Origin of the sequence: Agrococcus sp. KRD186, from assembly GCF_017168255.1 — a bacterium.
Classification (GTDB): domain Bacteria; phylum Actinomycetota; class Actinomycetes; order Actinomycetales; family Microbacteriaceae; genus Agrococcus.
The window spans coordinates 2,379,465-2,401,558 of record NZ_JABFAP010000001.1 but is presented as its reverse complement, the minus strand read 5'-3'; the positions used below and the strand labels follow the sequence as shown (position 1 = coordinate 2,401,558).

General features: G+C 68.8%; 21 protein-coding genes and 2 tRNA genes. 19 read left to right on the top strand and 4 right to left on the bottom strand.

Going from position 1 to position 22,094, the window contains the following annotated elements; genetic code table 11:
- The first annotated feature begins 6 nt into the window (after window positions 1-6).
- The 11 genes from J1M46_RS11750 (at window position 7) to J1M46_RS11700 (ending at window position 13,042) form a co-directional block, all read left to right on the top strand.
- A complete protein-coding gene (locus J1M46_RS11750; RefSeq protein WP_206447965.1) occupies window positions 7-705 on the top strand; it encodes a FadR/GntR family transcriptional regulator in 699 nt (232 codons plus the stop codon).
- Between the two features lie 271 nt (window positions 706-976).
- On the top strand, window positions 977-3,037 hold the full coding sequence (gyrB, locus tag J1M46_RS11745; protein WP_206448712.1) for a DNA topoisomerase (ATP-hydrolyzing) subunit B: 2,061 nt from the start codon (window positions 977-979) through the stop codon (window positions 3,035-3,037).
- Between the two features lie 15 nt (window positions 3,038-3,052).
- Window positions 3,053-5,695, top strand: coding sequence for a DNA gyrase subunit A (gene gyrA / locus J1M46_RS11740; RefSeq protein WP_206447964.1), 2,643 nt, complete (start codon window positions 3,053-3,055; stop codon window positions 5,693-5,695).
- Window positions 5,692-6,099, top strand: a complete 408-nt coding sequence (locus J1M46_RS11735; protein WP_206447963.1) for a DUF3566 domain-containing protein — start codon at window positions 5,692-5,694, stop codon at window positions 6,097-6,099. The genes gyrA and J1M46_RS11735 overlap by 4 nt, the downstream gene beginning before the upstream one ends.
- A gap of 60 nt (window positions 6,100-6,159) precedes the next feature.
- Window positions 6,160-6,236, top strand: a tRNA-Ile gene (locus J1M46_RS11730).
- Between the two features lie 30 nt (window positions 6,237-6,266).
- Window positions 6,267-6,339 (top strand) — tRNA-Ala (locus J1M46_RS11725).
- Window positions 6,310-8,892, top strand: a complete 2,583-nt coding sequence (gene hsdR, locus J1M46_RS11720; RefSeq protein ID WP_342384370.1) for an EcoAI/FtnUII family type I restriction enzme subunit R — start codon at window positions 6,310-6,312, stop codon at window positions 8,890-8,892. The genes J1M46_RS11725 and hsdR overlap by 30 nt, the downstream gene beginning before the upstream one ends.
- 67 nt (window positions 8,893-8,959) lie before the next feature.
- Window positions 8,960-9,547, top strand: coding sequence for a type IV toxin-antitoxin system AbiEi family antitoxin domain-containing protein (locus J1M46_RS11715; RefSeq protein ID WP_206447961.1), 588 nt, complete (start codon window positions 8,960-8,962; stop codon window positions 9,545-9,547).
- On the top strand, window positions 9,547-10,419 hold the full coding sequence (locus tag J1M46_RS11710; protein ID WP_206447960.1) for a nucleotidyl transferase AbiEii/AbiGii toxin family protein: 873 nt from the start codon (window positions 9,547-9,549) through the stop codon (window positions 10,417-10,419). Before J1M46_RS11715 ends, J1M46_RS11710 begins: the two co-directional genes overlap by 1 nt.
- Window positions 10,416-11,915 (top strand): type I restriction-modification system subunit M, encoded by a 1,500-nt coding sequence (locus J1M46_RS11705; protein ID WP_206447959.1) that lies wholly within the window; start codon window positions 10,416-10,418, stop codon window positions 11,913-11,915. Before J1M46_RS11710 ends, J1M46_RS11705 begins: the two co-directional genes overlap by 4 nt.
- Window positions 11,912-13,042: a restriction endonuclease subunit S gene (locus J1M46_RS11700; protein ID WP_206447958.1), complete on the top strand. Its 1,131-nt coding sequence runs from the start codon at window positions 11,912-11,914 to the stop codon at window positions 13,040-13,042. Before J1M46_RS11705 ends, J1M46_RS11700 begins: the two co-directional genes overlap by 4 nt.
- 14 nt (window positions 13,043-13,056) lie before the next feature.
- On the opposite strand, the gene J1M46_RS11695 is transcribed toward J1M46_RS11700, so the two are convergent.
- A complete protein-coding gene (locus J1M46_RS11695; RefSeq protein WP_342384369.1) occupies window positions 13,057-13,734 on the bottom strand; it encodes a JAB domain-containing protein in 678 nt (225 codons plus the stop codon).
- Between the two features lie 114 nt (window positions 13,735-13,848).
- Here J1M46_RS11695 and J1M46_RS11690 point away from each other — a divergent pair, with 114 nt between their 5' ends.
- Genes J1M46_RS11690 through J1M46_RS11680 form a run of 3 tightly spaced genes read left to right on the top strand, consistent with a single transcriptional unit; the run spans window position 13,849 to window position 15,904 of the window.
- On the top strand, window positions 13,849-15,237 hold the full coding sequence (locus J1M46_RS11690) for a threonine/serine ThrE exporter family protein (RefSeq protein WP_241249107.1): 1,389 nt from the start codon (window positions 13,849-13,851) through the stop codon (window positions 15,235-15,237).
- 29 nt (window positions 15,238-15,266) lie between these two features.
- Entirely contained in the window at window positions 15,267-15,701 is a 435-nt protein-coding gene (locus tag J1M46_RS11685; RefSeq protein ID WP_206447957.1) for an NUDIX hydrolase, read from the top strand.
- 17 nt (window positions 15,702-15,718) lie between these two features.
- The gene (locus tag J1M46_RS11680) at window positions 15,719-15,904 is read left to right on the top strand and encodes a hypothetical protein (protein ID WP_206447956.1); all 186 of its coding nucleotides are present in this window, start codon (window positions 15,719-15,721) and stop codon (window positions 15,902-15,904) included.
- An 81-nt stretch (window positions 15,905-15,985) separates the two neighbouring features.
- Here the strand turns inward: J1M46_RS11680 and J1M46_RS11675 are convergent, their stop codons facing one another.
- Window positions 15,986-16,585: a hypothetical protein gene (locus tag J1M46_RS11675; protein ID WP_206447955.1), complete on the bottom strand. Its 600-nt coding sequence runs from the start codon at window positions 16,583-16,585 to the stop codon at window positions 15,986-15,988.
- 142 nt (window positions 16,586-16,727) lie between these two features.
- Here J1M46_RS11675 and J1M46_RS11670 point away from each other — a divergent pair, with 142 nt between their 5' ends.
- The gene (locus J1M46_RS11670; RefSeq protein ID WP_206447954.1) at window positions 16,728-17,267 is read left to right on the top strand and encodes a peptidylprolyl isomerase; all 540 of its coding nucleotides are present in this window, start codon (window positions 16,728-16,730) and stop codon (window positions 17,265-17,267) included.
- A gap of 7 nt (window positions 17,268-17,274) precedes the next feature.
- Window positions 17,275-18,144: a rhomboid family intramembrane serine protease gene (locus tag J1M46_RS11665; RefSeq protein WP_206447953.1), complete on the top strand. Its 870-nt coding sequence runs from the start codon at window positions 17,275-17,277 to the stop codon at window positions 18,142-18,144.
- Between the two features lie 55 nt (window positions 18,145-18,199).
- Here the strand turns inward: J1M46_RS11665 and J1M46_RS11660 are convergent, their stop codons facing one another.
- Complete coding sequence (locus J1M46_RS11660; RefSeq protein ID WP_206447952.1) at window positions 18,200-18,463, bottom strand: cell division protein CrgA; 264 nt, start codon at window positions 18,461-18,463, stop codon at window positions 18,200-18,202.
- A gap of 40 nt (window positions 18,464-18,503) precedes the next feature.
- Here J1M46_RS11660 and J1M46_RS11655 point away from each other — a divergent pair, with 40 nt between their 5' ends.
- Genes J1M46_RS11655 through J1M46_RS11645 form a run of 3 tightly spaced genes read left to right on the top strand, consistent with a single transcriptional unit; the run spans window position 18,504 to window position 20,127 of the window.
- On the top strand, window positions 18,504-19,250 hold the full coding sequence (locus tag J1M46_RS11655; protein ID WP_206447951.1) for a class E sortase: 747 nt from the start codon (window positions 18,504-18,506) through the stop codon (window positions 19,248-19,250).
- On the top strand, window positions 19,250-19,447 hold the full coding sequence (locus tag J1M46_RS11650; RefSeq protein WP_206448766.1) for a hypothetical protein: 198 nt from the start codon (window positions 19,250-19,252) through the stop codon (window positions 19,445-19,447). Before J1M46_RS11655 ends, J1M46_RS11650 begins: the two co-directional genes overlap by 1 nt.
- Window positions 19,444-20,127 carry an anthranilate synthase component II gene (locus tag J1M46_RS11645; protein WP_206447950.1) on the top strand — a complete coding sequence of 228 codons (684 nt, stop codon included), beginning with the start codon at window positions 19,444-19,446 and terminating at the stop codon, window positions 20,125-20,127. The genes J1M46_RS11650 and J1M46_RS11645 overlap by 4 nt, the downstream gene beginning before the upstream one ends.
- A gap of 201 nt (window positions 20,128-20,328) precedes the next feature.
- On the opposite strand, the gene pknB is transcribed toward J1M46_RS11645, so the two are convergent.
- Window positions 20,329-22,041: a Stk1 family PASTA domain-containing Ser/Thr kinase gene (pknB, locus tag J1M46_RS11640; RefSeq protein ID WP_206447949.1), complete on the bottom strand. Its 1,713-nt coding sequence runs from the start codon at window positions 22,039-22,041 to the stop codon at window positions 20,329-20,331.
- Window positions 22,042-22,094 lie beyond the last annotated feature (53 nt).

Below are 22,094 nucleotides of genomic sequence, written 5' to 3'. Positions count from 1 at the left end.
GGAGACATGCCAAGGCCATCGCGCACCCAGGACGCCGTCGACCAGCTGCTCGACGCGATCATCGCCGGCGCGCTGACCGCCGGCGAGCAGCTGCCGCCCGAGGGGCAGCTCGCGATCGAGTTCGGCGTCTCGCGCCTCACCATGCGTGAGGCGGTGCGCCTGCTGCAGGCGCAGGGCGTCATCGTGCAGGTGCCCGGCAGCCGCCACCGCATCGCGCCGGTCGCGGCGTGGACGGGCATGGATGCGGTGGTGCGGCACGCACGGAGCGCCGGCCAGCGGCAGCGATCCTCGCTCGAGCTGCTCGAGGTGCGCATGATGATCGAGACCGGCGCCGCCCGACTGGCCGCCGAGCGGCGCACGGACGAGGACCTCGAGGTGCTGGAGGATGCGCTGCAGCGCATGGCCGTGCACGATGAGGCGAGCGATGTGGAGGCGTTCGTCGGCGCTGACCTCGAGTTCCACGACGCGATCATCCGCGCCGCCGACAACCGCATCCTGGTCGCCGCGATCCTGCCGCTCACCACGATGATGGAGGAGACGCGCGGCGAGACCAGTGCGGTCCCCGAGATCCGCCAGCACGCGCTGACCGAGCACCGCCGGGTGTTCGACGCCATCCGCTCCGGCGTCGGTGCCGACGCGCGCGACGCGATGGCGCACCACATGCGGCAGACCCGCGACGACCTCGTCTCCCTCGTGCACAGGTGAGGCCCGCGGAGCGCTGATCCTGACGGAGGCCGTCACCGCTTCCGCCGCGATGCGGGTTCCGCCAGGGGATCCTCACCGAATCTGAAGCGCCCCGCACAGGCCTGTGGAGGCATCCTGCGCCCGAGAACGTCGCTGTGGCAGGGTTTCCTGCCGTCGGGATGCCGGATCGGCCCGCAGAGGCGCGTGGAGACCGACTTTCCGGGCGAAACAGGGTAGAATCGGAGGGTTGCGCCGTCCCCGCGGACAGCGCGGAAGGCGGATGCGGAGAACCATGGTGAACGAGCACGACGCACAGCCCGGAGACCCGGCAGCAGAGCCTGTCGTCGCGGCGCAGCCGAAGCAGGCCGCGACGCCCACGCAGGGCGACTACGGGGCCGACCAGATCCAGATCCTCGAGGGCCTCGAGGCGGTGCGCAAGCGCCCGGGCATGTACATCGGCTCCACCGGTCCACGCGGCCTCCACCACCTCGTCTACGAGATCGTCGACAACGCCGTCGACGAGTCACTCGCCGGCTACTGCGACAACATCGAGATCACGGTGCTGGCCGACGGCGGCGTCCGCGTCGAGGACAACGGCCGCGGCATCCCGGTCAGCCCGCACTCCTCCGACCCGAGCAAGTCGACCCTCGAGGTCGTGCTCACGGTCCTGCACGCCGGCGGCAAGTTCGGCGGTGGCGGCTACGCCGTCTCCGGCGGCCTGCACGGCGTCGGCAGCTCGGTCGTGAACGCGCTCTCGTCGCGCATGGACGTCGAGATCCGCCGCGAAGGCCACGTGCACCGGCAGTCGTTCGTGGTCGGCGAGCCCGAGGCGCCGCTCGTGACGGGCGATGCGACGGATGAGACCGGCACCATCATCACCTTCTGGCCCAGCGCCGACATCTTCGAGACCGTCGAGTTCGACTACGAGACGCTTGCCAAGCGCTTCCAGCAGATGGCGTTCCTCAACAAGGGGCTGCGCATCGCCATCGAGGATCTGCGACCGGAGGCGCTGCTCGAGCCGCAGGGCGACGACACCTCCGCGGCGCAGCAGCGCTCCGACGAGTACCTCTACGAGAACGGCCTGAAGGACTACGTCGCCTACCTCAACGAGTCGAAGAAGACGGAGCCGGTGCACCCGGAGATCATCGACTTCGAGTCGGAGGACACCGAGCGCCGCATCTCGGTCGAGATCGCCATGCAGTGGACGAGCTCCTACCAGGAGGCGGTCTACACCTACGCGAACACGATCAACACGCACGAGGGCGGCACGCACGAGGAGGGCTTCCGGGCGGCGCTGACCACGCTCGTGAACCGCTACGCGCGCACCACGAACCTGCTGAAGGAGAAGGACGAGAACCTCTCCGGCGACGACGTGCGCGAGGGCCTCACCGCGATCGTCTCGGTGAAGCTGGGCGAGCCGCAGTTCGAGGGCCAGACGAAGACGAAGCTCGGCAACACCGAGGCGAAGTCGTTCGTGCAGAAGGTCACCGGCGAGGAGCTCGGCCACTGGTTCGAGTCGAACCCGGTGATGGCGAAGGAGATCGTGCGCAAGGCGATCGGCGCCGCGACCGCCCGCATCGCCGCCCGCAAGGCGCGCGAGCAGACCCGCCGCAAGGGCCTGCTCGAGTCGGCCGGCATGCCCGGCAAGCTCAAGGACAACCAGTCGAAGGATCCGACCATCTCGGAGATCTTCATCGTGGAGGGCAACTCGGCCGGCGGCTCGGCCGTGCAGGGCCGCAACCCCTACACGCAGGCGATCCTGCCGCTGCGCGGCAAGGTGCTGAACGTCGAGAAGGCGCGCCTCGACCGCGCGCTCGGCAACGCCGAGATCCAGTCGATGATCACCGCCTTCGGCGCCGGCCTGGGGGAGGACTTCGACCCCGAGAAGGCCAGGTACCACAAGATCGTGCTGATGGCCGATGCCGATGTCGACGGCCAGCACATCACGACCCTGCTGCTGACGCTGCTGTTCCGCTACATGCGGCCGCTGATCGACATGGGCTACGTCTATCTCGCCGCGCCGCCGCTCTACAAGCTCAAGTGGACGAACGCCGAGCACGAGTACGCCTACAGCGACCGGGAGCGCGACGAGATGCTCGCCGCGGGCCAGGCCGCCGGCCGCCGCATCCCCAAGGACAACGGCGTGCAGCGCTACAAGGGTCTGGGCGAGATGAACTACTCGGAGCTGTGGGAGACCACCATGGACCCCGCCACCCGCACGCTCAAGCAGGTGACCCTGGACGACGCCGCCGTGGCCGACGCGATCTTCGCGACCCTGATGGGCGAGGACGTCGAGGCCCGCCGCACCTTCATCCAGAAGAACGCCCGCGACGTCCGCTTCCTGGACATCTGAGGCTGAGAGAGACCGATGACTGACGAGACGACTCCCGCCGCCGAGCCCTTCGACCGCGACGCCCCCAACCACGGCGCCATCGAGCAGGTCGACCTGCAGCTCGAGATGCAGCGCTCCTACCTCGACTACGCGATGAGCGTGATCGTGGGCCGCGCGCTGCCCGAGGTGCGCGACGGGCTCAAGCCCGTGCACCGCCGCGTGCTCTACGCGATGTACGACGGCGGCTACCGCCCCGACAAGGCCTACTCGAAGTGCTCGCGCGTGGTCGGCGACGTGATGGGCCAGTTCCACCCGCACGGCGACTCGGCCATCTACGACGCGCTCGTGCGCCTCGTGCAGCCGTGGAGCCTGCGCTACCCGCTCGCGCTCGGCCAGGGCAACTTCGGCTCCGCCGGCGACGACGAGGCCGCCGCACCGCGATACACCGAGACGAAGATGGCGCCCCTCTCGATGGAGATGGTGCGCGACATCGACGAGGACACCGTCGACTTCCAGGACAACTACGACGGGCGCACGCAGGAGCCCTCGGTGCTCCCGGCGCGCTTCCCGAACCTGCTCGTCAACGGCTCGGTCGGCATCGCCGTCGGCATGGCCACGAACATCCCGCCCCACAACCTGCGCGAGGTCGCCGCCGGCGCGATCTGGCACCTCGAGCACCCGGATGCGTCGAGGGAGGATCTGCAGGAGGCGCTCATGGAGCGCATCAAGGGTCCCGACTTCCCCACCGGTGCGCAGATCCTGGGCACCAAGGGCATCCAGGAGGCCTACCGCACGGGCCGCGGCTCGATCACGATGCGCGCGGTCGTCACGGTCGAAGAGGTGAACAACCGCACGGCGCTCGTGATCACCGAGCTGCCGTACCAGGTGAACCCCGACAACCTGGCGCGCAAGATCGCCGACCTCGTGAAGGACGGCCGGCTCGCGGGCATCGCCGACATCGAGGATCAGACCTCGGGCCGAACCGGCCAGCGCCTCGTCATCACGCTCAAGCGGGATGCGGTGGCGAAGGTGGTGCTGAACAACCTGTACAAGCACACGCAGCTGCAGGAGAACTTCGGCGCCAACATGCTCGCGATCGTCGACGGCGTGCCGCGCACGCTGCCGATCGACGGCTTCATCACGCACTGGGCCGACCACCAGGTCGAGGTGATCGTGCGCCGCACGCAGCACCGCCTCGCCAAGGCACAGGAGCGGATGCACCTCCTCACCGGCTACCTCAAGGCGCTCGACGCGCTCGACGAGGTGATCGCGCTCATCCGCCGCTCGTCGACCACGGAGGCCGCGCGCGAGGGCCTGATGGAGCTGCTCGACATCGACAAGCTGCAGTCCGAGGCCATCCTCGAGATGCAGCTGCGGCGCCTGGCGGCGCTCGAGCGCCAGAAGATCCAGGACGAGGCAACCGAGCTCGAGGCGAAGATCCTCGACTACCAGAGCATCATCGCGAGCCCCGAGCGCCAGCGCACGATCATCATCGAGGAGCTCACCGAGCTGGTCGCGAAGTTCGGCGACGACCGCCGCACCGAGATCATGTACGGCTACGGCGGCGACGTCTCGATCGAGGACCTCATCCCCGAGGAGCAGGTGGTCGTCAGCCTCACCACCGGCGGCTACATCAAGCGCACCCGCATCGACCAGTACCGCGCGCAGCACCGCGGCGGCAAGGGCGTGAAGGGCGCGCAGCTGCGCAGCGATGACGTCGTCGAGCACTTCAGCGTCAACTCCACGCACGACTGGATGCTGTTCTTCACGAACTTCGGCCGCGTGTACCGCATGAAGGGCTACGAGATCGTCGAGGCCGGCCGCGACGCGAAGGGCCAGCACGTCGCCAACCTGCTGGCGTTCCAGCCGGACGAGCAGGTGCAGACGGTGCTCACGCTGCGCAGCTACGACCAGGCCGAGTACCTGGTGCTGGCCACGCAGCAGGGCCAGGTGAAGAAGTCGAGGCTCGAGCTGTTCGACACCAACCGCACCGGCGGCATCATCGCCATCAACCTGTCGGAGGGCGACCGCGTCATCTCGGCCATGCTGGCGAACTCCGACGACGAGATCCTGGTGATCTCGAAGCAGGGCAGGGCTGCGCGCTTCCAGGCGACTGATGAGGCGCTGCGCCCGATGGGTCGTGCCACCGGCGGCGTGCGCGGCATCCGCCTGAAGGACGACGACGAGATGCTCGGCGCCATGGTGATCGGCGACCAGGGCTACGTGTTCGTCGTCACCGAGCAGGGCTTCGGCAAGAAGACCGCCGTCGCCGACTACCCGACCAAGGGCCGCGGCACGCAGGGCGTGCTGACGTTCTCCTCCGGCGGGCACGACCGCGGCTCGCTGGTGGGCGCGACGATCGTGCAGGACGGCGACGAGCTGCTGCTGATCCGCACCTCCGGCAAGGTCATCCGCTCGAACGTCGACGAGGTGCGCGCGACCGGTCGCACGACGATGGGTGTGCAGTTCGCCGAGCGCAGCGACAAGGATCTCGTGATCCAGATCGCCCGCAACGTGGAGGAGGAGGTCGTGGAGGCCGCGGCCGAGGCCGACGCGCCCGCGGCACCCGACGCATCCGCCACCACTGCCGATGCCGATGCTGAGGTCGATGGCGCTATCGTGGACGCCACGGACGAGACGGATGCCTCGGCCGACCCCACCGAGGAGAACGACGAATGAGCATTGCCGAGAAGCTGCAGAGCAAGTCGCCTCGGCGCAGCGGCTCGAGCAAGCAGGTGCGCCTGCGGCTGGTGCACGTCGACTTCTGGTCGGCGATGAAGGTCTCGGCGATCCTGGGACTGGTGCTCGGCATCATCCAGATCGTCGTCGTCTTCGTGATGTGGACGCTGCTGCAGGTCGTCGGCCTGTTCGACAAGATCGACGAGGTGCTGCGCGACATCCTGGCCGATCCCGAGTTCGCGATCGCCTCGATCCTCTCGCTGCCGCAGGTGATGATGTTCACGCTGCTGGTCGCGGTGCTGAACTTCGTCGTGATCACCGTGATGGGCGCGGTCATCGCCGTGCTCTACAACCTCTCCGTGCGCGTCACGGGCGGGCTGCAGGTGGGCTTCGCCAACCAGTGACCCAGCTCGGCCCGTGTTCCGACACGGGTGTCCGGCGTGGTAGAGTCGATGCTTGTGCTCGGGGCTATAGCTCAGGCGGTTAGAGCGCTTCGCTGATAACGAAGAGGTCCCTGGTTCGAGTCCAGGTAGCCCCACCAAGTACACTTCCCACGACGCGCAAGCGTCAAGGGGCCTTAGCTCAGTTGGTAGAGCGCCTGCTTTGCAAGCAGGATGTCGGGAGTTCGATTCTCCCAGGCTCCACTTCACAGCCCTCGCCCTCGCGGCGGGGGCTTCGTCGTGCCCGGTCGGACCGCGACCGGCCTCGGGGCGATGCCGGGGTCGGTTAGTCTCTCGAACATGAGGGGAGGGCCGACCGAATCTGACACGTGCAGGGATCTGATCCTGCCGGCGCTCCAGGCGGTCGGTTGGTCGCTCGAGCAGATCGTGGAGCAGTACGGCCTCCAGAATCCAGACTCGGAGCACGCCGTCAGGCAGTCCAAGGGCCGTCTGCGGATCGCAGATTTCGTGCTCGAGGTGGATGGCGTCCCGCTCGCCGTCATCGAGGCGAAGCGGCAGTACCGATCTGCAGCGGACGGCATGGGCCAGGCGATCGACTACGCGCGACGTCTCGACGTACCCTTCGCGTTCGCATCCAACGGGCGCGAGATCCTGCTGCACGATCGCAACACGGGGCTCGAGAGCACCGTGTCCGAGTTCCTCGGGCCCGACGCGGTCTGGGAGGCCTTCGCATCTGCACGAGGACTCAGCGATCGGGCTGCCGCAACGTCGCGAATCGGCTACCAGCGCTCACTTCGCACGCATGGCGGCCGCGACGTGAAGGAGCCGCGCTACTACCAGCGAGTCGCGATCCAGCGAGTGATCGAGGCGATCGACGCTGGCCAGTCGCGTGCACTCCTGCTCATGGCTACCGGAACGGGGAAGACGTTCACCGCGCTGCAGCTCGTGCACAAGCTGCGGCAGGCGAGCCGGCGCCTTGACGGCGGCCAGACCTACCGAGTCCTCTATCTCGCCGATCGTGACATCCTGGTGACCGATCCGATGAAGGACTTCGTGGAGGCGTTCGGCAACGATGCCGTCACTCGGCTCTCCAAACGCTCCGCGAGTACGCGCCGCGACCTCTACTTCGCCACCTATCAGGGCATCGACGGTGAGGCTGCGCTCGAGGGATCGGCCGAGACGACGCCGCCGAGTGTCTTCGAGACGCTGCCGCGGGACTTCTTCTCTCTGGTGATCGTCGACGAGTGCCATCGAGGCAGTGCTGCCGCCGCATCGCGATGGCGCGGCATCCTCGAGCACTTCGACGCGGCGGTGCAGGTCGGACTCACTGCGACGCCGAAGCGCGACACCAACATCGACACCTATGACTACTTCGGTGAGCCGGTGTTCGAGTATTCGCTGCGGCAGGGGATCGAGGACGGGTTCCTCGCGCCATTCCGGGTGCGTCGCGTGGTGCTCGACATCGATGCGTTCGGTTGGCACGCGGTCGACGGACAACGGGACGCGCACGGCATGCCGGTACCGGAGGGGCACTACACGACGAAAGACTTCGAGCGACGCATCTCGTTGCCAGACCGCACGACGGCGATGGCTGCGCACCTGGTCGGTCTCTTGCGCGAGCATCCGCGCGCCCGTGCCGCTGTCTTCTGCGTGAGCGGTCAGCACGCCTACGACATGAAGCAGGCGCTGCTCAACGCCGACCCCGACAAGACTCGCAGCGATCCTGAGTGGGCGGTACGGATCGTCGGCACCGAACCCGATCGTGATCGGTTCTTGGAAGCGATGACGGAGCCGACGCGCGACTCACCGCAGGTCGCCACCACCATGCGGCTGCTCAGCACAGGCGTCGACATGGAGGACCTCGAGTTCGTCGTCCTCTGCCGCCCGGTGGGATCAATGGTCGAGTTCAAGCAGATCATCGGCCGCGGCACACGGCTCTACCCGCCGAAGGGCAAGCAGTACTTCGAGGTCGTCGACTATGTCGGAGCGACTGTGAAGTTCTCTGACCCTGCATTCGATGGTCCGCCGCTGTCGCCGCGACAGGAGCGAGTGGGTCCAGACGGCACTGTGATGGTCGAGCACGAGGGCGACGATCATGTCGGCACCATCGATGGACCCGATGCGATGCTCACAGTCGAGGAGCCGCCGCCGCCGTTCAGCATGGGGAGCGGTGGAAGCCTGCACGGCGACGACCCCCCGCCGATCAGGATCCTCCTCATCGAGGGCCAGCAGGTCGAGCTCATCGGTGAGCGGCTCCAGATCATCGATCCGCAGACGGGCCGACTGACGACCACCGAGTACCGTGCCTATGCGCGTGACCACGTGCTCGCGCTCTTCCCGACAGCGTCGGCACTTCGGGAAGCGTGGGCTGACGCGTCCGAGCGAGCGAAGCTGCTCGAGCGCCTGGAGTTCGCGGGCCTCGACCTCGAAGTCCTCGCCACGCATGTGCATCTGCAGGACGCCGATCCATTCGACGTCCTTGTGGCAATCGCCTGGGATCTTGAGCCGCGCACCCGCAAGGAGCGGGCCGATCGCGTCCGCGAGGCTCACGGCGAGCGCATCGCGATCATGAGCGAAGCCGCACGAGCCGTCATCGACGTACTGCTTGATCGATATGCCGAGCGCGGGGTGGGCGAGATCACCCTGGCCGCGCTCCGCGTGCCGCCGCTGTCCCGACGCGGCACGCCGATCGAGCTCGCGGAGGCCTTCGGGGGTCCTGCGTCGATGAGAAGCTGGCTCGAGGAACTGCAGCGATGGCTCTACGACGATTCCACAGACGATTCCAAACTCGTTTGATGTTCGTGATGATCGGACGCACGAACATCAAGGAAACTTTGATGACAAGAGTTGCTACCATCGCTGTGTGACCCTCCGCAAAGACGCTCTGCAGCGGCTCCAAGCGCTCGCGTACCGTCAGGCGGGGTACTTCACCGCCGCGCAGGCGCGCACCGAGGGATTCAGCTACCAGGCGCAGCAGTACCACGTCGACACCGGCGCTTGGCAGCGAGTGGAGCGGGGCATCTTCCGGCTCCGCGACTGGCCCGCCGAGGTCGAGGACGCGTTCGTGCTGTGGACACTGTGGAGTCGCGGTCGGGGTGTCATCTCGCACGCGAGTGCGCTCGCCATCCATGATCTCGGAGTGCTCGATCCTGGATCGATCACGATGACCGTACCTCAGGGTTTCCGCGCTCGCACGCCAGCCGTGCGGACGACGGTGGGCGCTCTGCCCGACGCCGACGTCGAGGACAGATCGGGCTTCCGAGTGACGACGCCGACGCGGACGCTGCTGGATGTCGCTGCAACGGAAGGACAGGAGGCTGTCGACGATGCGGTCGGCGAGGCTATCCAGCGAGGGCTCGTGTCGGCACGTGCTCTCCGTTCGCGCGCCGATGCGTTCGGCGACCGCGCTGCACTCCGCATCGAGCGCGCCGTGAGCCGGCTGGATCTGTGATGGCTCGCGATCCCGCAGCCCTGCGCGCGAGCCTCGACGCGCGGCTCCAGCTGCTGGCGGCCGAGCGGGGCCAGGACGTCAACCGGCTACGACGCCACCTGACGTTCCAGCGACTCCTTCGTCGGCTCGACGAGGCGTGGGTGCTGAAAGGCGGCTACCTGCTCGAGGCGCGGCTGGGCACGCGGGCACGTGCGACAAGGGACCTCGATCTCGCCCTGGTGGTCGTGGCCGATGATCTGGCGGATGCGTTGGCATCCGCGCTCGAGCACGACGCCGACGGCGACGGCTTCATCTTCCGAGTGAGCGCGGGCCGCCCCCACAGCGGAGCGGCAGATCGACTCGACGGCGCCGGTACACGGCTCTCCGTGACGGCGCTGCTCGCCGGGCGCGAGTTCGCGCGGGTGCGGGTCGACGTCGTGGCGCGGCCGGCAGAGGTCGCCGGTGGCACCGAGCGGTTGATGCTACCCACTGTCGTCGCTGCAGAAGGCTGGAGCCCCGTGACCGTCACGGCCGTGGACCTGGCCCAGCACGTCGCCGAGAAACTCCATGCGCTCAGCGAGGTCGACGCTCACCCCCGCCCGTCAACGCGCGTGAAGGATCTGCTCGATGTGATGCTGGTGCTCGATGCCGGCCTCATCGACATACAACGACTCCGCACTCGCATCGCGCACGTCTTCAAGCTCCGGGAAGGGTCCGCACCACCGCGGACCCTGCCTGACCCGCCGGCCGCGTGGGACGACGAGTTCGCAGCCATGGCCGTCCAGCACACGGTGTCAGCGCTTACGGTCACATCAGCGATGCGGCAGGTGCGAGCGCTATACGCGACCGCGACCGCGAACCGCGCCCACGACGACTCAGAGGAGCAACCATGACCGCGGTCACACGAGCGGCGAGTAGCCGCGCCGAGCTCACCACTGTGATCAAGCGCGCCAGGAACATCATGCGCAAGGATGCGGGTCTGAACGGCGATGCCGATCGCATCCCCCAGCTCTCCTGGCTGCTGTTCCTCAAGTCGCTCGACGACCACGAGCGGACCCGGGAAGCGCTCGAGGACGACTACCGGCCGGTGCTGTCGGCGCCGTATCGCTGGCGCGACTGGGCTGGTGCCGATGCGATCCCGCAGCGCACCGGCGATCACTTGAGCGTCTTCGTCAACCAGGAGCTCATCCCGCACCTCGCAGGGCTGAAGGGATCGAGCCGTGGTCACCGCACGCGCGACGTCGTGGCGCAGATCTTCGCCGATGTGCACAATCGCATGCTCTCCGGCTATCTGCTCGCCGAACTCATCGATCAGATCGACAACGTCAACTTCAACTCCTCCGATGACCTCCACACGATGGCGCACGTCTACGAGTCGATGCTCAAGGAGATGCGGGATGCGGCGGGTGACGCCGGCGAGTTCTACACACCCCGCCCGGTCGTCCGATTCATGGTCGACATGGTCGATCCCGGCGTGCGCGAGGTCGTCATGGACCCTGCGACGGGCACGGGTGGGTTCCTCGTGGAGGCGCACGAACACGTGTCGCAGCAGGTGCGGTCCGTCGATGATCGGGAAAGGACGCGCGAGACGATTCGCGGCTTCGAGAAGAAGCCGCAGCCGTATCTGCTGTGCCAGATGAACCTGCTGCTGCACGGGGCGCTCGACCCGCTCGTCGTGCGCGGCAACGCACTGCTGCCGCCGCTCTCCGAGCAGCGGGCGGATGCGGTCGATGTCGTGCTGACGAACCCTCCGTTCGGCGGCGAGGAAGAGGCAAGTGTCGCGAAGAGCTTCCCGGCGGGCATGCGCACCTCGGAGACCTCATGGCTCTTCCTGCAGGCGGTCATGGCTCGCATCGAGCGTCGGCGCGGGCGCGCAGCCGTTGTCGTTCCGAACAGCACGCTGTTCGACAAAGGCGTAGGCGCAAGGATCAAACGGCAGCTGCTCGAGCACTTCGACCTGCACACGGTCGTGCGGCTACCCGACGGAGTCTTCGAGCCCTACACCGCCATCCCCTCGAACCTGCTCTTCTTCGAAGCCGGCCGCCCGACGGAAGACATCTGGTACTACGAGCTGCCGCGACCAGAGGGCCGGAAGAAGTACACCAAGACGAAACCGCTGCGCTTCGAGGAGTTCAGCGACCTCGCAGCATGGTGGGGAGAGCCGGGTGCCGGGCCGGAGCGGCGTGAGAGGCGGGTCGAGAACGAGCACGCCTGGAAGGTCTCGGTGAGCGAGATCGTCGAGCGCGGCTACGACCTCGACCTGCGCAACCCGCACCAGGGCGAGTCGCTCGAGAACCGTCCCGTGGCTGAAATCCTCGACGAGCTGGTCGAGGTGGAGGAGCAGCTGCTCGCTCTGCTGCGCGATCTCCGCGGCGAGCCCACATCGTGATCGCAGCCGAAGCGGTGCCGATCGGTGACGTGCTTCAACGGCGCCAGGATGCGGTTCGCGTTGAAGCCGATGAGACGTACGTCATGGTGGGTGTGCTCAATAAGGGACGCGGGTTGTTCACTCGTGGAAACGTCTCGGGCAGCGACACGAACTATGAGCGACTGACGCGATTGCGGCACGGGGACCTCATCTTCAGCAAGCTCTTTGCATGGGAAGGTTCGGTTGCCGTCGTCGACCGCGCCGGATGGGTCTCGAGCGAATTTCCGACGTACGCGATCGACGCGACTCGGGTCGATCCGGCGTATCTGTCCCACGTCATCGGTTGGGAAGGGTTCGTCGGTCAGCTCGCGAAGGCGACGAGTGGCTTGGGTCAGCGTCGACAGAGAGTTGCGCCCGAGAGATTTGAGTCTGCGATCATTCCATTGCCGGACCTGGAATCGCAGCGCGCGATCGCCACCCGCCTCGACCGAATTGCGCGAGCCCGGCGCACAGCTTCCAGCCAGCACCTGTCGACCATTCGTTCGCGGCTCCTGCTTGATTCGCTGGCGGGGGCGCGGGAGCAACGCGTGGATACCCTTCTCGAGCGGAGGAGGCAGCCGATCGAGGTGAGCGAGACACAAAGCTACAAGATGCTCGGCATGCGCAATCGTGGCCGCGGCGCGTTCGACGCTGGTGTCCTGCACGGCTCTGAGACGAAGTACCCGCGACTGTTGCGAGTACTCGCCGGAGACCTTATCTATCTGAAGCTCGGTGCTTGGGAAGGTGCCTTCGGCATCGTTCCGCCGGAGCTCGATGGCCGACACACCTCTCCGGAGTTCGTGTCGTACGACGTCGATGAAGACCAGATCGATCGCGACTTCTTAGAGGCCATGGTGACGTGGGATGGCTTCGCGTTCCGGGTCGGCGGGCTGTCGAAGGGCACCAATCTTCGGAGGCGACGTCTCAACCCCGATGTATTCGAGAGCCTGAGCATCCCGCTGCCGACGCTCGAGCGGCAGCGTGAGCTGGGTCCTACGTTGTTGCAACTGCGCCGTGCGGGCGCGCAGATCGCAAGACGCGACGAATTGACCCACGCGCTGCTGCCAGCGGCCCGCAACGAGGAGTTTGGGAAGCTGCTGGTGCGCTGAAGCCGAGGGCGCGCTCAGCGGAAGGACCCGGCCGACCGCCACTCGGAGCCCGCGATCACGACGTGGTCGAGCATCCGTAGTCCGACTGCGGCCGCAGCCCGCCGCAGCCCCTCGGTCGTGTGGCGGTCGGCTTCGCTCGGCGTGGGGTCACCACCGGGGTGATTGTGGGCGAGGGCGAACGCGGAGCCGTCACGACGCAGCACCTCGGCCAGCGCTTCGCGAACCGGGAAGACGGCTGCGTGCTGGGCGCCCTCTGCGACGGGAACGACTGCGAGCACGCGGTTGCCCGCGCCGCAGACGATGAGCAGCACGCGCTCGCGGCGTGCGCCGGAGAAGCGCGGTGCAGCGAGGCGGGCGATGTCAGCAGAGCTCGACAAGATCGGCCGGGCGTCGAGGGTCTCCTCGATACGGCTCGCGATCGCCAGCGCCGCGACGAGGCGCGCAGCCTTGGCGATGCCGATGCCGGGAAACCTCGCCAGAGACACGATGTCTGCGGTGCGCAGACCGGCGAGGCCCCCGTTGTCGGCGAGGAGCGCGACGGCGAGATCAAGCGCGCCGAGGCCCTGCCGGCCGGATCCGATGAGTAGGGCGACAAGCTCTGCATCGGTGAGCGCTCCGCAGCCGCGCGTCAGCATTCGTTCACGAGGACGCTGGTGTTCAGGCAGGTTCGCGATCGCCGAGGTTGAGGTCACCGGAGCACTGTGGCAGATGCCCACCATCGGGGCCGAGACAATCCACAGGACCGGGGGCACCGTTGCCAAGCGATCTGCCACTCCGTCACGCGTCGAGATGCGAGGATGGACGCGATGGACGGGCGGAAGGACTGGCGGCAGCGGATCGTGGGCGCGATCCGCAATGACGTGTCCTCGCCCATGACCGAGGCGCTCCTCACCATCGACGAGGTGTACGCCCGCAGGGTCATCGACCTGGCGATGCGCATCGCGGAGGCCCTCACCGCCGTCGGCGCTTCCGCCAACGACGTCGCGCTCGCCACCATCCGCGTCACCGGTGCGCTCGGCATCCGCCCGGTGCACGTCGACGTCACCTACAACTCGATCGGCGTCTCGTACCACCGCACCGACTCCGACTGGCCGATCACCATGCTGCGGGTGGTGCGCGCGCCCGTGCCCGACCACACGAAGCTGCAGCGGCTGCAGGCGCTCGTGGTCGAGATCGAGGGCGGCCTCGAGCTCGAGCAGGCGCGCACCCAGTTCCATGTCATCCGCCGCATGCCGTTCCTGTACCGGCCGGTGATCATCGTGCTGGCGCAGGGCTTCCTGAGCGTCGGCGTCGCGATGCTCTTCGGCGCCTCGTGGGTGATCGGCGCGATCGCCTTCGTCGCTGCCTGCAGCGCCGCGATGGTGCAGCGGCTGATGTCGCGGCTGCGCGTGCCCTTCTTCTTCTCACAGATCGTCGGCGCCTTCGTGGTGACGGCGATCGCCGCGCTCACCAGCTGGCTCGCACACTTCGGCGTGCCGATGCTCGACGGCGCACGGCCCTCGATCATCGTCGCCGCCGGCATCGTGCTGATGCTCGCGGGCATGTCGGTCGTGGGCGCCGCGCAGGATGCCATCGACGGCTTCGCGCTCACGGCCGGCGGCCGCATCCTCGACCTCGCGCTGCTGACCCTGGGCGTGGTGATCGGCATCATCGCGGGCCTCTCGGCGGCGCGCGGGCTGGAGATGGGCTTCGTGGTCTCGAGCGAGCCGCCCGTGCTGGGCCCGCTGCCCTTGCAGTTCGCGGGCGTCGTCGTGATCGCGGTCGCCGTCGCGGTGTGGAACGGGGCCGGCCTGCGCACCATCGTCGTCAGCGCCGTGCTCGGCGGCATCGCCTGGCTCGGCTTCACCGCGGCGGTGACCGGCGGTCTCGGCACGGCGATCTCGAGCGGCCTCGGCGCGCTGGCGGCGAGCTTCGTCGGCATCCTCGTCGCCCACCGACTGCACGTGCCGTCGATCGCCGTCACGACCGCGGCGATCGTGCCGATGGTGCCGGGCTCGGCGGTCTTCCGCGGCCTGCTCGAGATCGTGGAGTCCGACGGCACCGCCGAGAGCCTCGTGCTCGGCGTCGTCACGCTGATCGGCGCCGGCGCGATCGGCATCGCGCTCGCCTCCGGCGCCTCGCTGGGGCTCGTGCTCGGCGCCCCCGTGCGCGACAGCGTGCAGAGCGTCGTGCGCCGCCGGGGCCGCATCCGCTGACCGGCCCGCTCGCGCCATAGGATGGCCTGATGCGCATGCGAGTCGCCGCCTACGCCCTCATCACGAGGGGCGAGGGCGCCGACCGCGAGATCCTGCTGCCGCACTGGAGTGACAGCGGCATGAGCGGCTGGACGCTGCCGGGCGGTGGCGTCGAGCCGGGCGAGCATCCCGCCGACGGCGCCGTGCGCGAGGTCAAGGAGGAGACCGGCTACGACGCGCGGCTCACGGGCCTGCTCGGCGTCGACTCCGCGGTGCTGCCCTCCACCGCTCGCGGCGACGACATGCAGGCGCTGCGCATCCTCTATCGCGCCGAGATCCTCGGCGGCGAGCTCACGGTCGAGGTCGACGGCACGACCGACGACGTCGCGTGGCACCGGCTCTCCGACGTGGCCGGCCTGCGGCACGTGCACGCGGTCGACTGGGCGATCAGCCACATCGACGACGAAGGATCCCCGCTGCGCTGAACCGCGCATCCGTCGCCATGCATCCACTCATCATCCTCGGCCTCTGCCTCATGGTCGCCTGCCTCGTCGTCAGCGGCGTCGACATCTTCCGCACGATCCGCGAGGGGCGTGAGCCCGAACGGCGGATGCGCGCCTTCCTGCTCTCTGCGGGCCTGCTGGTCGCCGGGGGCGTCCTGGTGGTCCTCGGCGTCATCAACAGCTGAGCGGCAGCTCGCGCCGGCACGACAACGGGGGCCCGCCTCGCGGCGAGCCCCCGTTGTCGTGCAGTCAGACCTGGCGTGCGGTCACGCCTGCGGCGCGCCGGCCTCCGGGCCGTCGGCAAGGCCGCCAGAGGGCTGGTCGACCGGGCGCGGGGGAGCGTCGACGGCCGAGTCCTCGGCATCGGGGATCCACAGGTCGTCGTCGGCGCGCAGCGTCTGCCATGCGGCGTAGGCCGCGCTGGCCACGGCGACCGCGCCCACGCCGATGAGCACCCACTGGAAGCCGTTCGGGCCGCTGCGGCGCGACGTGGCCGGCGAGATCTCCGGCACGGTCGCGTAGCGCTGCACGTTCTTGATCGCGTCCTTGACGCGGTCGTCCTTCGCGACCTGCGCCATGGCGGCGAACGAGCCGAGGCCCGTGGCGATGGCGGGGACGACGGCCTTGTTCCAGCCCTTGGTGGCCCTCGAGAGCGTGTCGCGACCTGCGTCGGCGCCCCGGTGCAGTGCGCGCTCGGCGGCGGGCCGCAGCGACTCGTTGCCGTAGGCGCGAGCCTGATCCTTCGCCTGGCGGGCGATCTCAGCCGCGTGGTTGCTCACCACGCGCTGCTCAGCCCAGAGCTTGTCGGCCTTCTTGCGGAGCTTCTTGATCTCCTTCGCGCGCTTGCGCGTGAGTTCGAGCGACATATCTGTCCTTCCGTGGTCGAAGCCTGCGCGTCATCCTTGCAGGTTTTCCTGAGGGCGTCACTCAGTGTGTACCGGTTTCGCTGTCATCGAACCCGGCTGCCGCAGCCGCGTCGTGGGCCCGCTCCTGTGGGAGGATCGTGCCATGGCTCACCACACTGCTGTCGCAACGATCCGCACGTCTCTCGGCGAGATCAAGGTCAACCTCCTCGGCGACCACGCCCCCACCACCGTCAAGAACTTCGTCGAGCTCGCCACCGGCGCTCGCGAGTGGACGCACCCGGCCACCGGCGAGACGTCGACCGCGCCGCTCTACGACGGCACGATCTTCCACCGCATCATCCCCGACTTCATGATCCAGGCCGGCGACCCGCTCGGCCAGGGCGTCGGCGGCCCCGGCTACCAGTTCGACGACGAGATCCACCCCGATCTCACGTTCAACGCCCCCTACCTGCTCGCCATGGCGAACGCCGGCATCCGGATGGGCAAGGGCACGAACGGCTCGCAGTTCTTCATCTCGACGGTCGCCACCCCGTGGCTGCAGGGCAAGCACACGATCTTCGGCATGGTCGAGGACGAGGCCTCGCAGCGCATCGTCGACACGATCCAGGCCGTCGCCACCGACGGCCGCGACAAGCCGCTCGAGGACGTCGTCATCGAGAGCGTCGACATCCAGCAGGTCTGAGCCCTCGGTGACAGCTGCAGCGCCCGCTGACCGGTGCTACCGGCACCCCGACCGCGTCAGTTGGGTGCTGTGCTCGCGCTGCGGCCGCACCGTGTGCGGGGAGTGCCAGCAGCAGGCGCCCGTCGGCGTGCGCTGCCCCGACTGCGTGCGCGAGCTCGCGCAGGAGCAGCGCACGCTGCACCGCGAGACGCGCGTGGCGCACGGCGGGCCCCGCACCGCCGTCGGCTCCCGCGTGCGCCGGTGGTTCGGGCAGCCCGCCCCGGTGACGATGTCGATCATCGCGGTGACCGCCATCGTCGGCCTGCTGCAGGTGCTCACTGGCGGCTTCCTGACCAACCTGTTCGCCTACCAGATCGGGGCCGGCATCCTGCAGCCCTGGCGGTTCGTCACCTACGCGCTCGTGCACGCCGGCGTGCTGCACTTCGCCTTCAACATGCTCGTGCTGTGGATGGTGGGGCCGTCGATCGAGCAGCGCATCGGCAAGCTGCCGTTCCTGGCCGCCTACATCGTCAGTGCGGCCGGCGCGGCGGTCGCCGTCGCCTGGCTGACGCCGATGTCGGCAGTGGTGGGCGCCTCGGGCGCCATCTACGCGCTGTTCGGCATGGCGATCGGCATGCAGCGCATGCTCGGCCGCGTGCAGCCGGCGCTGCTGATGGTCGTCGGCATCAACCTGGTGCTGACCTTCGTGCTCGGCGGCATCTCGTGGTCCGCGCACGTGGGCGGGCTCGCGATCGGACTGGCGCTCGGCTTCGGCATCGGCCTGGCGCACAAGCGGATGCGCGGGGATCAGGCGACCAAGTCGGCCTGGCTGGTCATCGGCGCGGTCGCGCTCGTCCTGGCGGCGCTGTTCGCGCTGCGGGTGGTCACTGCCTTCTAGGAGTTATCCACAGTTCTCTCCACAGCTGGGGAGAACTACACCGGTGTGATTCGAACTACTTCCACCGGGTGGTCATGATGAAGCCGACGAACATGATGCCGAAGCCGATTACGATGTTCCACGGGCCGAGGCTCGCCACCGGCAGCGTCTGCGCGGAGATGTAGTAGACGATCACCCACAGGAACCCGAAGAGCATGAAGCCGAACATCACCGGCTTGAACCAGGCCGGGTTCCGTTGCTCGTCGTGCGGGTTGCGCTCTCGACCCTTGGTGCGGCGCGCGGCCGACGCCTTCTCGACAGACTTCTCGCTGGGGCTCATGGAAACCCATGGTAATGCAGGCAGGGCATAGAATTGGCCCGTGGCCAGGCAGCAGCATGAGCGCCGGCGCCGACCGCGGCGCCGTGCCACCTTCGCGAGCGTGCTCGGCGAGCTGCTGCTGACGCTCGGCGTGGTCGCGCTCGGCTACGCCGGTTGGCAGTTCACGCTTGCCGACACCGTGATGGGTGAGCAGCAGCAGCAGGCCGCGCAGGCCTTCGCCGCCGAGCTCGGCCCCACGATCGTCGCCCCGGCGCAGACCGAGGTGCGCACCGACCCGCCGCCGGCCGAGAGCGCGGCGGCAGACCGCGCATCCTTCGCCGTCATGTACATCCCGCGACTGGGCGAGTTCGAGCGCACGGTCGGGGAGGGCACGAGTCGTGCAGTGCTCGACTCGCTCGAGCAGGGGCTCGCGCACTACAGCGACTCGGCGCTGCCGGGCGAGCTGGGCAACTTCGCGGTCGCCGGCCACCGCAACGGCCAGGGCGGGCCCTTCACGCACCTCGACGAGATGCGCATCGGCGACCGCATCTACGTGCAGACCAGCGAGGCCTGGTACATCTACGAGTTCCGCAACCACGAGTACGTCGCCCCCACCGGCGTCGGGGTGGTGGCACCGGTGCCGCAGCAGCCCCAGACGCCGGCCGACGACCGCTACCTCACCCTCACCACTTGCAATCCCGAGTGGTCGCCAGAGGGCAGGCTGATCGCCTACGCGACGATGGTCGGCTGGCAGAGCGCGGCCGAGGGCATGCCGGCCGAGCTCGCGCAGACGCTGGGCAGGGCCTGATGTACGCGGCCATCTGGCGTGCCCTGCCCGGCCCCTGGCCCGTCAGGCTCGTGATCGCGCTCGCACTGCTCGCTGGCGTCGCCTACCTGCTCGTCTTCCACCTCTACCCGTGGATCATGCAGGAGTTCTTCCCCACCCCGGATCCGGTGCTCGGAGCAGCCGGCGCCGGGTTCGCATCCGCCGAAGGCCCCGCATGACCCGCATCCTCGTTGTCGACAACTTCGACTCGTTCGTCTACACGCTCGCCGGCTACCTGCAGGAGCTGGGTGCCGAGGTCGAGGTGGTGCGCAACGACCAGATCGACGCGTCCGCCATCACCGAATGGGATGCGGTGCTGCTCTCACCCGGCCCGGGCGCGCCCGCCGACGCCGGCGTCTCCATCCCGATGGTGCACGCCGCCATCGAGACCGGCACGCCGCTGCTCGGGGTGTGCCTCGGGCACCAGGCGATCGCGGAGGCGCTCGGCGGCGTCGTCACCCATGCGCCGGAGCTCATGCACGGCAAGACCAGCCTGGTCGAGCACGACGACTCGATGGTGTTCGCTGGGCTGCCGAGCCCGCTCATCGCGACCCGCTACCACTCGCTGGCGATCGTCGACGGCACGGTGCCGGATGCGCTGCGCGTCACCGCGCGCACGGTGCCGGATGCGTCTGGTGACGCGGGCGCGCACGCGAGCGGCGTGATCATGGCCGTCGAGCACCGCGCAGCGCCGGTCTGGGGCGTGCAGTTCCACCCGGAGTCGGTGCTCACCGAGGGCGGCTACCGGATGCTCGGAAACTGGCTCGAGACCGCTGGTCTCGGCGGTGCTGCGGCGCTCGCCTCAGGCAGGGCGCCGCTCATGACGCTCGCGCCGCCGCCGCGCGCGGTGGAGCTCTAGAGCGGAGACCCCAGCGGGTCTCCGCCGCGACCCCAGCGCCGACGCCGTCTCGGGCGTCGGGTGAGGCTCGGCAGGGTCACCGCCTCGGGCACTCAGCCGTCGCCGCCGCCACCGCCTCCACCATTGCCGCCGCCGTTGCCGTTCCCGTTCCCGTTCCCGTTGCCGGGGCTGCTGGGCTCGGGCTCCGAGGTCGGTGCGGGGTCAGGGGTGGGTGGGTACGGGGTCGGGCTCGGGCTGGCCGTTGCAGTAGAGGAGGGTGATGGTGCTGCCCTGCGGGTGGTCGCCGGGTGTGAGCGACTGCTCGACCACGTCGCCGCCGATGCAGCGCAGCGTGTAGCGGCGCTCGACGGTGAGGCCGAGCTCCTGCATCGATGTGGTGGCGGATGCGATCGGCAGCCCCGTCACGTCGGGGATGGTGACCTCGCCGTTGGAGAGCACCAGGTTGATGATGGCGCCCTGCGACACGTCGGTGCCGGCGCTCGGCTCGGTGCTGATGACGTAGTCGGCCGCGATCGTCGCAGAGGTGGCGCGCGTGACCTCGCCCACCGTGAAGCCCGCCGCCTCGAGCGCCTGCCGAGCATTCGCCTCCACGAGGTTGGAGACGCTCATGAGCGGCGCGGGGGGAGGACCGGTCGAGATCACCAGTTGCACCACTGCGCCGGGCGCGATGTTGACGCCCGCCTCGGGCTCCGAGCGCAGCACGGTGTCGGCGGGGGCGGGGTCGATGGTGCGGCGCACCTCTGCCCGTAGGCCGGCGGCCTCGACTGCGGCGATCGCGTCGGCCTCCTGCAGCGAGACGACGTCGGGGACGGGTGTGGAGAGGCCCGCGATCGGCAGGTTGCCGAGGCTGAAGGCCCAGACGCCGGCGCCCACCACGAGCACGGCGATGAGCGCGACGGCGGCCCACAGCCAGGCCAGATGCGGTCGGCGGGTGCGCGCGGGCTGCACTTCATCGGGGGCGGGATCGTCAGAGGCGAGCGCGGCGAACATCGTCGTCGCGGCGCCGATCTCGAGCGGCGCGGTCTGCGTCTTCACGAGCGGCACGAGCACACCGGCGAGCGCGTCGTCGAGTGCCTGCTTGTACTCGGTCGCCGTCTGGAAGCGGTCGTCGCGCGGCTTCTGCAGCGCCTTCTGCACCACCGAGTCCATCTGCGGCGTGATGCCGGGCGTGATGGACGAGGTGGTGGGCGGCTCCTCGGCGACGTGCTGGTAGGCCACCCCGACCGCGGTGTCGGCGGTGAAGGGCGGCTGGCCGGTGAGCAGCTCGAACAGGATGACGCCGGTGGAGTACAGGTCGGTGCGGGCGTCGACCGACTCGCCGCGCGCCTGCTCGGGGGAGAAGTAGCCGGCGGTGCCGAGGATGGTGCCGGTCTGCGCGACGTTGGCGCTGGTCTCGCTGACCGCGCGGGCGATGCCGAAATCCATCACCTTGATCTGGCCGCCAGGTGTGACCATGACGTTGCCGGGCTTGATGTCGCGGTGCACGATGCCGGCGCGGTGGGAGTACTCGAGCGCGGTGAGGATCCCCTTGGTGATGCGCACCGCCTCGGCCTCCGGCAACGGGCCCTCGGCGATGATGTCCTTCACCATGCGGCCGTCGACGTACTCCATGACGATGTACGGCACGGCGGCGGGCTCACCCTGGGCATCGACCGCGGGCTCTTCGCCGGCGTCGAAGACGCGCACGACAGTCGGATGCGACATGCGCGCCGCCGACTGCGCCTCCTGGCGGAAGCGGGTGCGGAACTCGGGGTCCTTCGAGAGCTCGGGCTTGAGCAACTTGACCGCCACCTGCCGATCGAGGCGGGTGTCGCGGGCGAGGTGCACCTCGGCCATCCCGCCCTGGCCGATCAGCTCGCCGATCTCGTAGCGGTCGCCGAGGGTGCGCAGCGACGCGATGATGCTGTCGGTCAACGCCGCTCCTCTCCTCGTCCGTGCTCTCCAGCCAGACCCCGGCGCGAGCAGGG

Bases quoted from the DNA above. Each gene is read 5' to 3' on its own strand.
- J1M46_RS11685 (WP_206447957.1), top strand. From the start codon at position 15,267: ATGCGCATGCGAGTCGCCGCCTACGCCCTCATCACGAGGGGCGAGGGC.
- J1M46_RS11650 (WP_206448766.1), top strand. From the start codon at position 19,250: ATGTACGCGGCCATCTGGCGTGCCCTGCCCGGCCCCTGGCCCGTCAGG.
- J1M46_RS11670 (WP_206447954.1), top strand. From the start codon at position 16,728: ATGGCTCACCACACTGCTGTCGCAACGATCCGCACGTCTCTCGGCGAG.
- J1M46_RS11735 (WP_206447963.1), top strand. From the start codon at position 5,692: ATGAGCATTGCCGAGAAGCTGCAGAGCAAGTCGCCTCGGCGCAGCGGC.
- J1M46_RS11710 (WP_206447960.1), top strand. From the start codon at position 9,547: ATGGCTCGCGATCCCGCAGCCCTGCGCGCGAGCCTCGACGCGCGGCTC.
- hsdR (WP_342384370.1), top strand. From the start codon at position 6,310: ATGTCGGGAGTTCGATTCTCCCAGGCTCCACTTCACAGCCCTCGCCCT.
- J1M46_RS11645 (WP_206447950.1), top strand. From the start codon at position 19,444: ATGACCCGCATCCTCGTTGTCGACAACTTCGACTCGTTCGTCTACACG.
- J1M46_RS11750 (WP_206447965.1), top strand. From the start codon at position 7: ATGCCAAGGCCATCGCGCACCCAGGACGCCGTCGACCAGCTGCTCGAC.
- gyrB (WP_206448712.1), top strand. From the start codon at position 977: ATGGTGAACGAGCACGACGCACAGCCCGGAGACCCGGCAGCAGAGCCT.
- J1M46_RS11675 (WP_206447955.1), bottom strand. From the start codon at position 16,585: ATGTCGCTCGAACTCACGCGCAAGCGCGCGAAGGAGATCAAGAAGCTC.
- gyrA (WP_206447964.1), top strand. From the start codon at position 3,053: ATGACTGACGAGACGACTCCCGCCGCCGAGCCCTTCGACCGCGACGCC.
- J1M46_RS11705 (WP_206447959.1), top strand. From the start codon at position 10,416: ATGACCGCGGTCACACGAGCGGCGAGTAGCCGCGCCGAGCTCACCACT.
- J1M46_RS11690 (WP_241249107.1), top strand. From the start codon at position 13,849: ATGGACGGGCGGAAGGACTGGCGGCAGCGGATCGTGGGCGCGATCCGC.
- J1M46_RS11680 (WP_206447956.1), top strand. From the start codon at position 15,719: ATGCATCCACTCATCATCCTCGGCCTCTGCCTCATGGTCGCCTGCCTC.
- J1M46_RS11660 (WP_206447952.1), bottom strand. From the start codon at position 18,463: ATGAGCCCCAGCGAGAAGTCTGTCGAGAAGGCGTCGGCCGCGCGCCGC.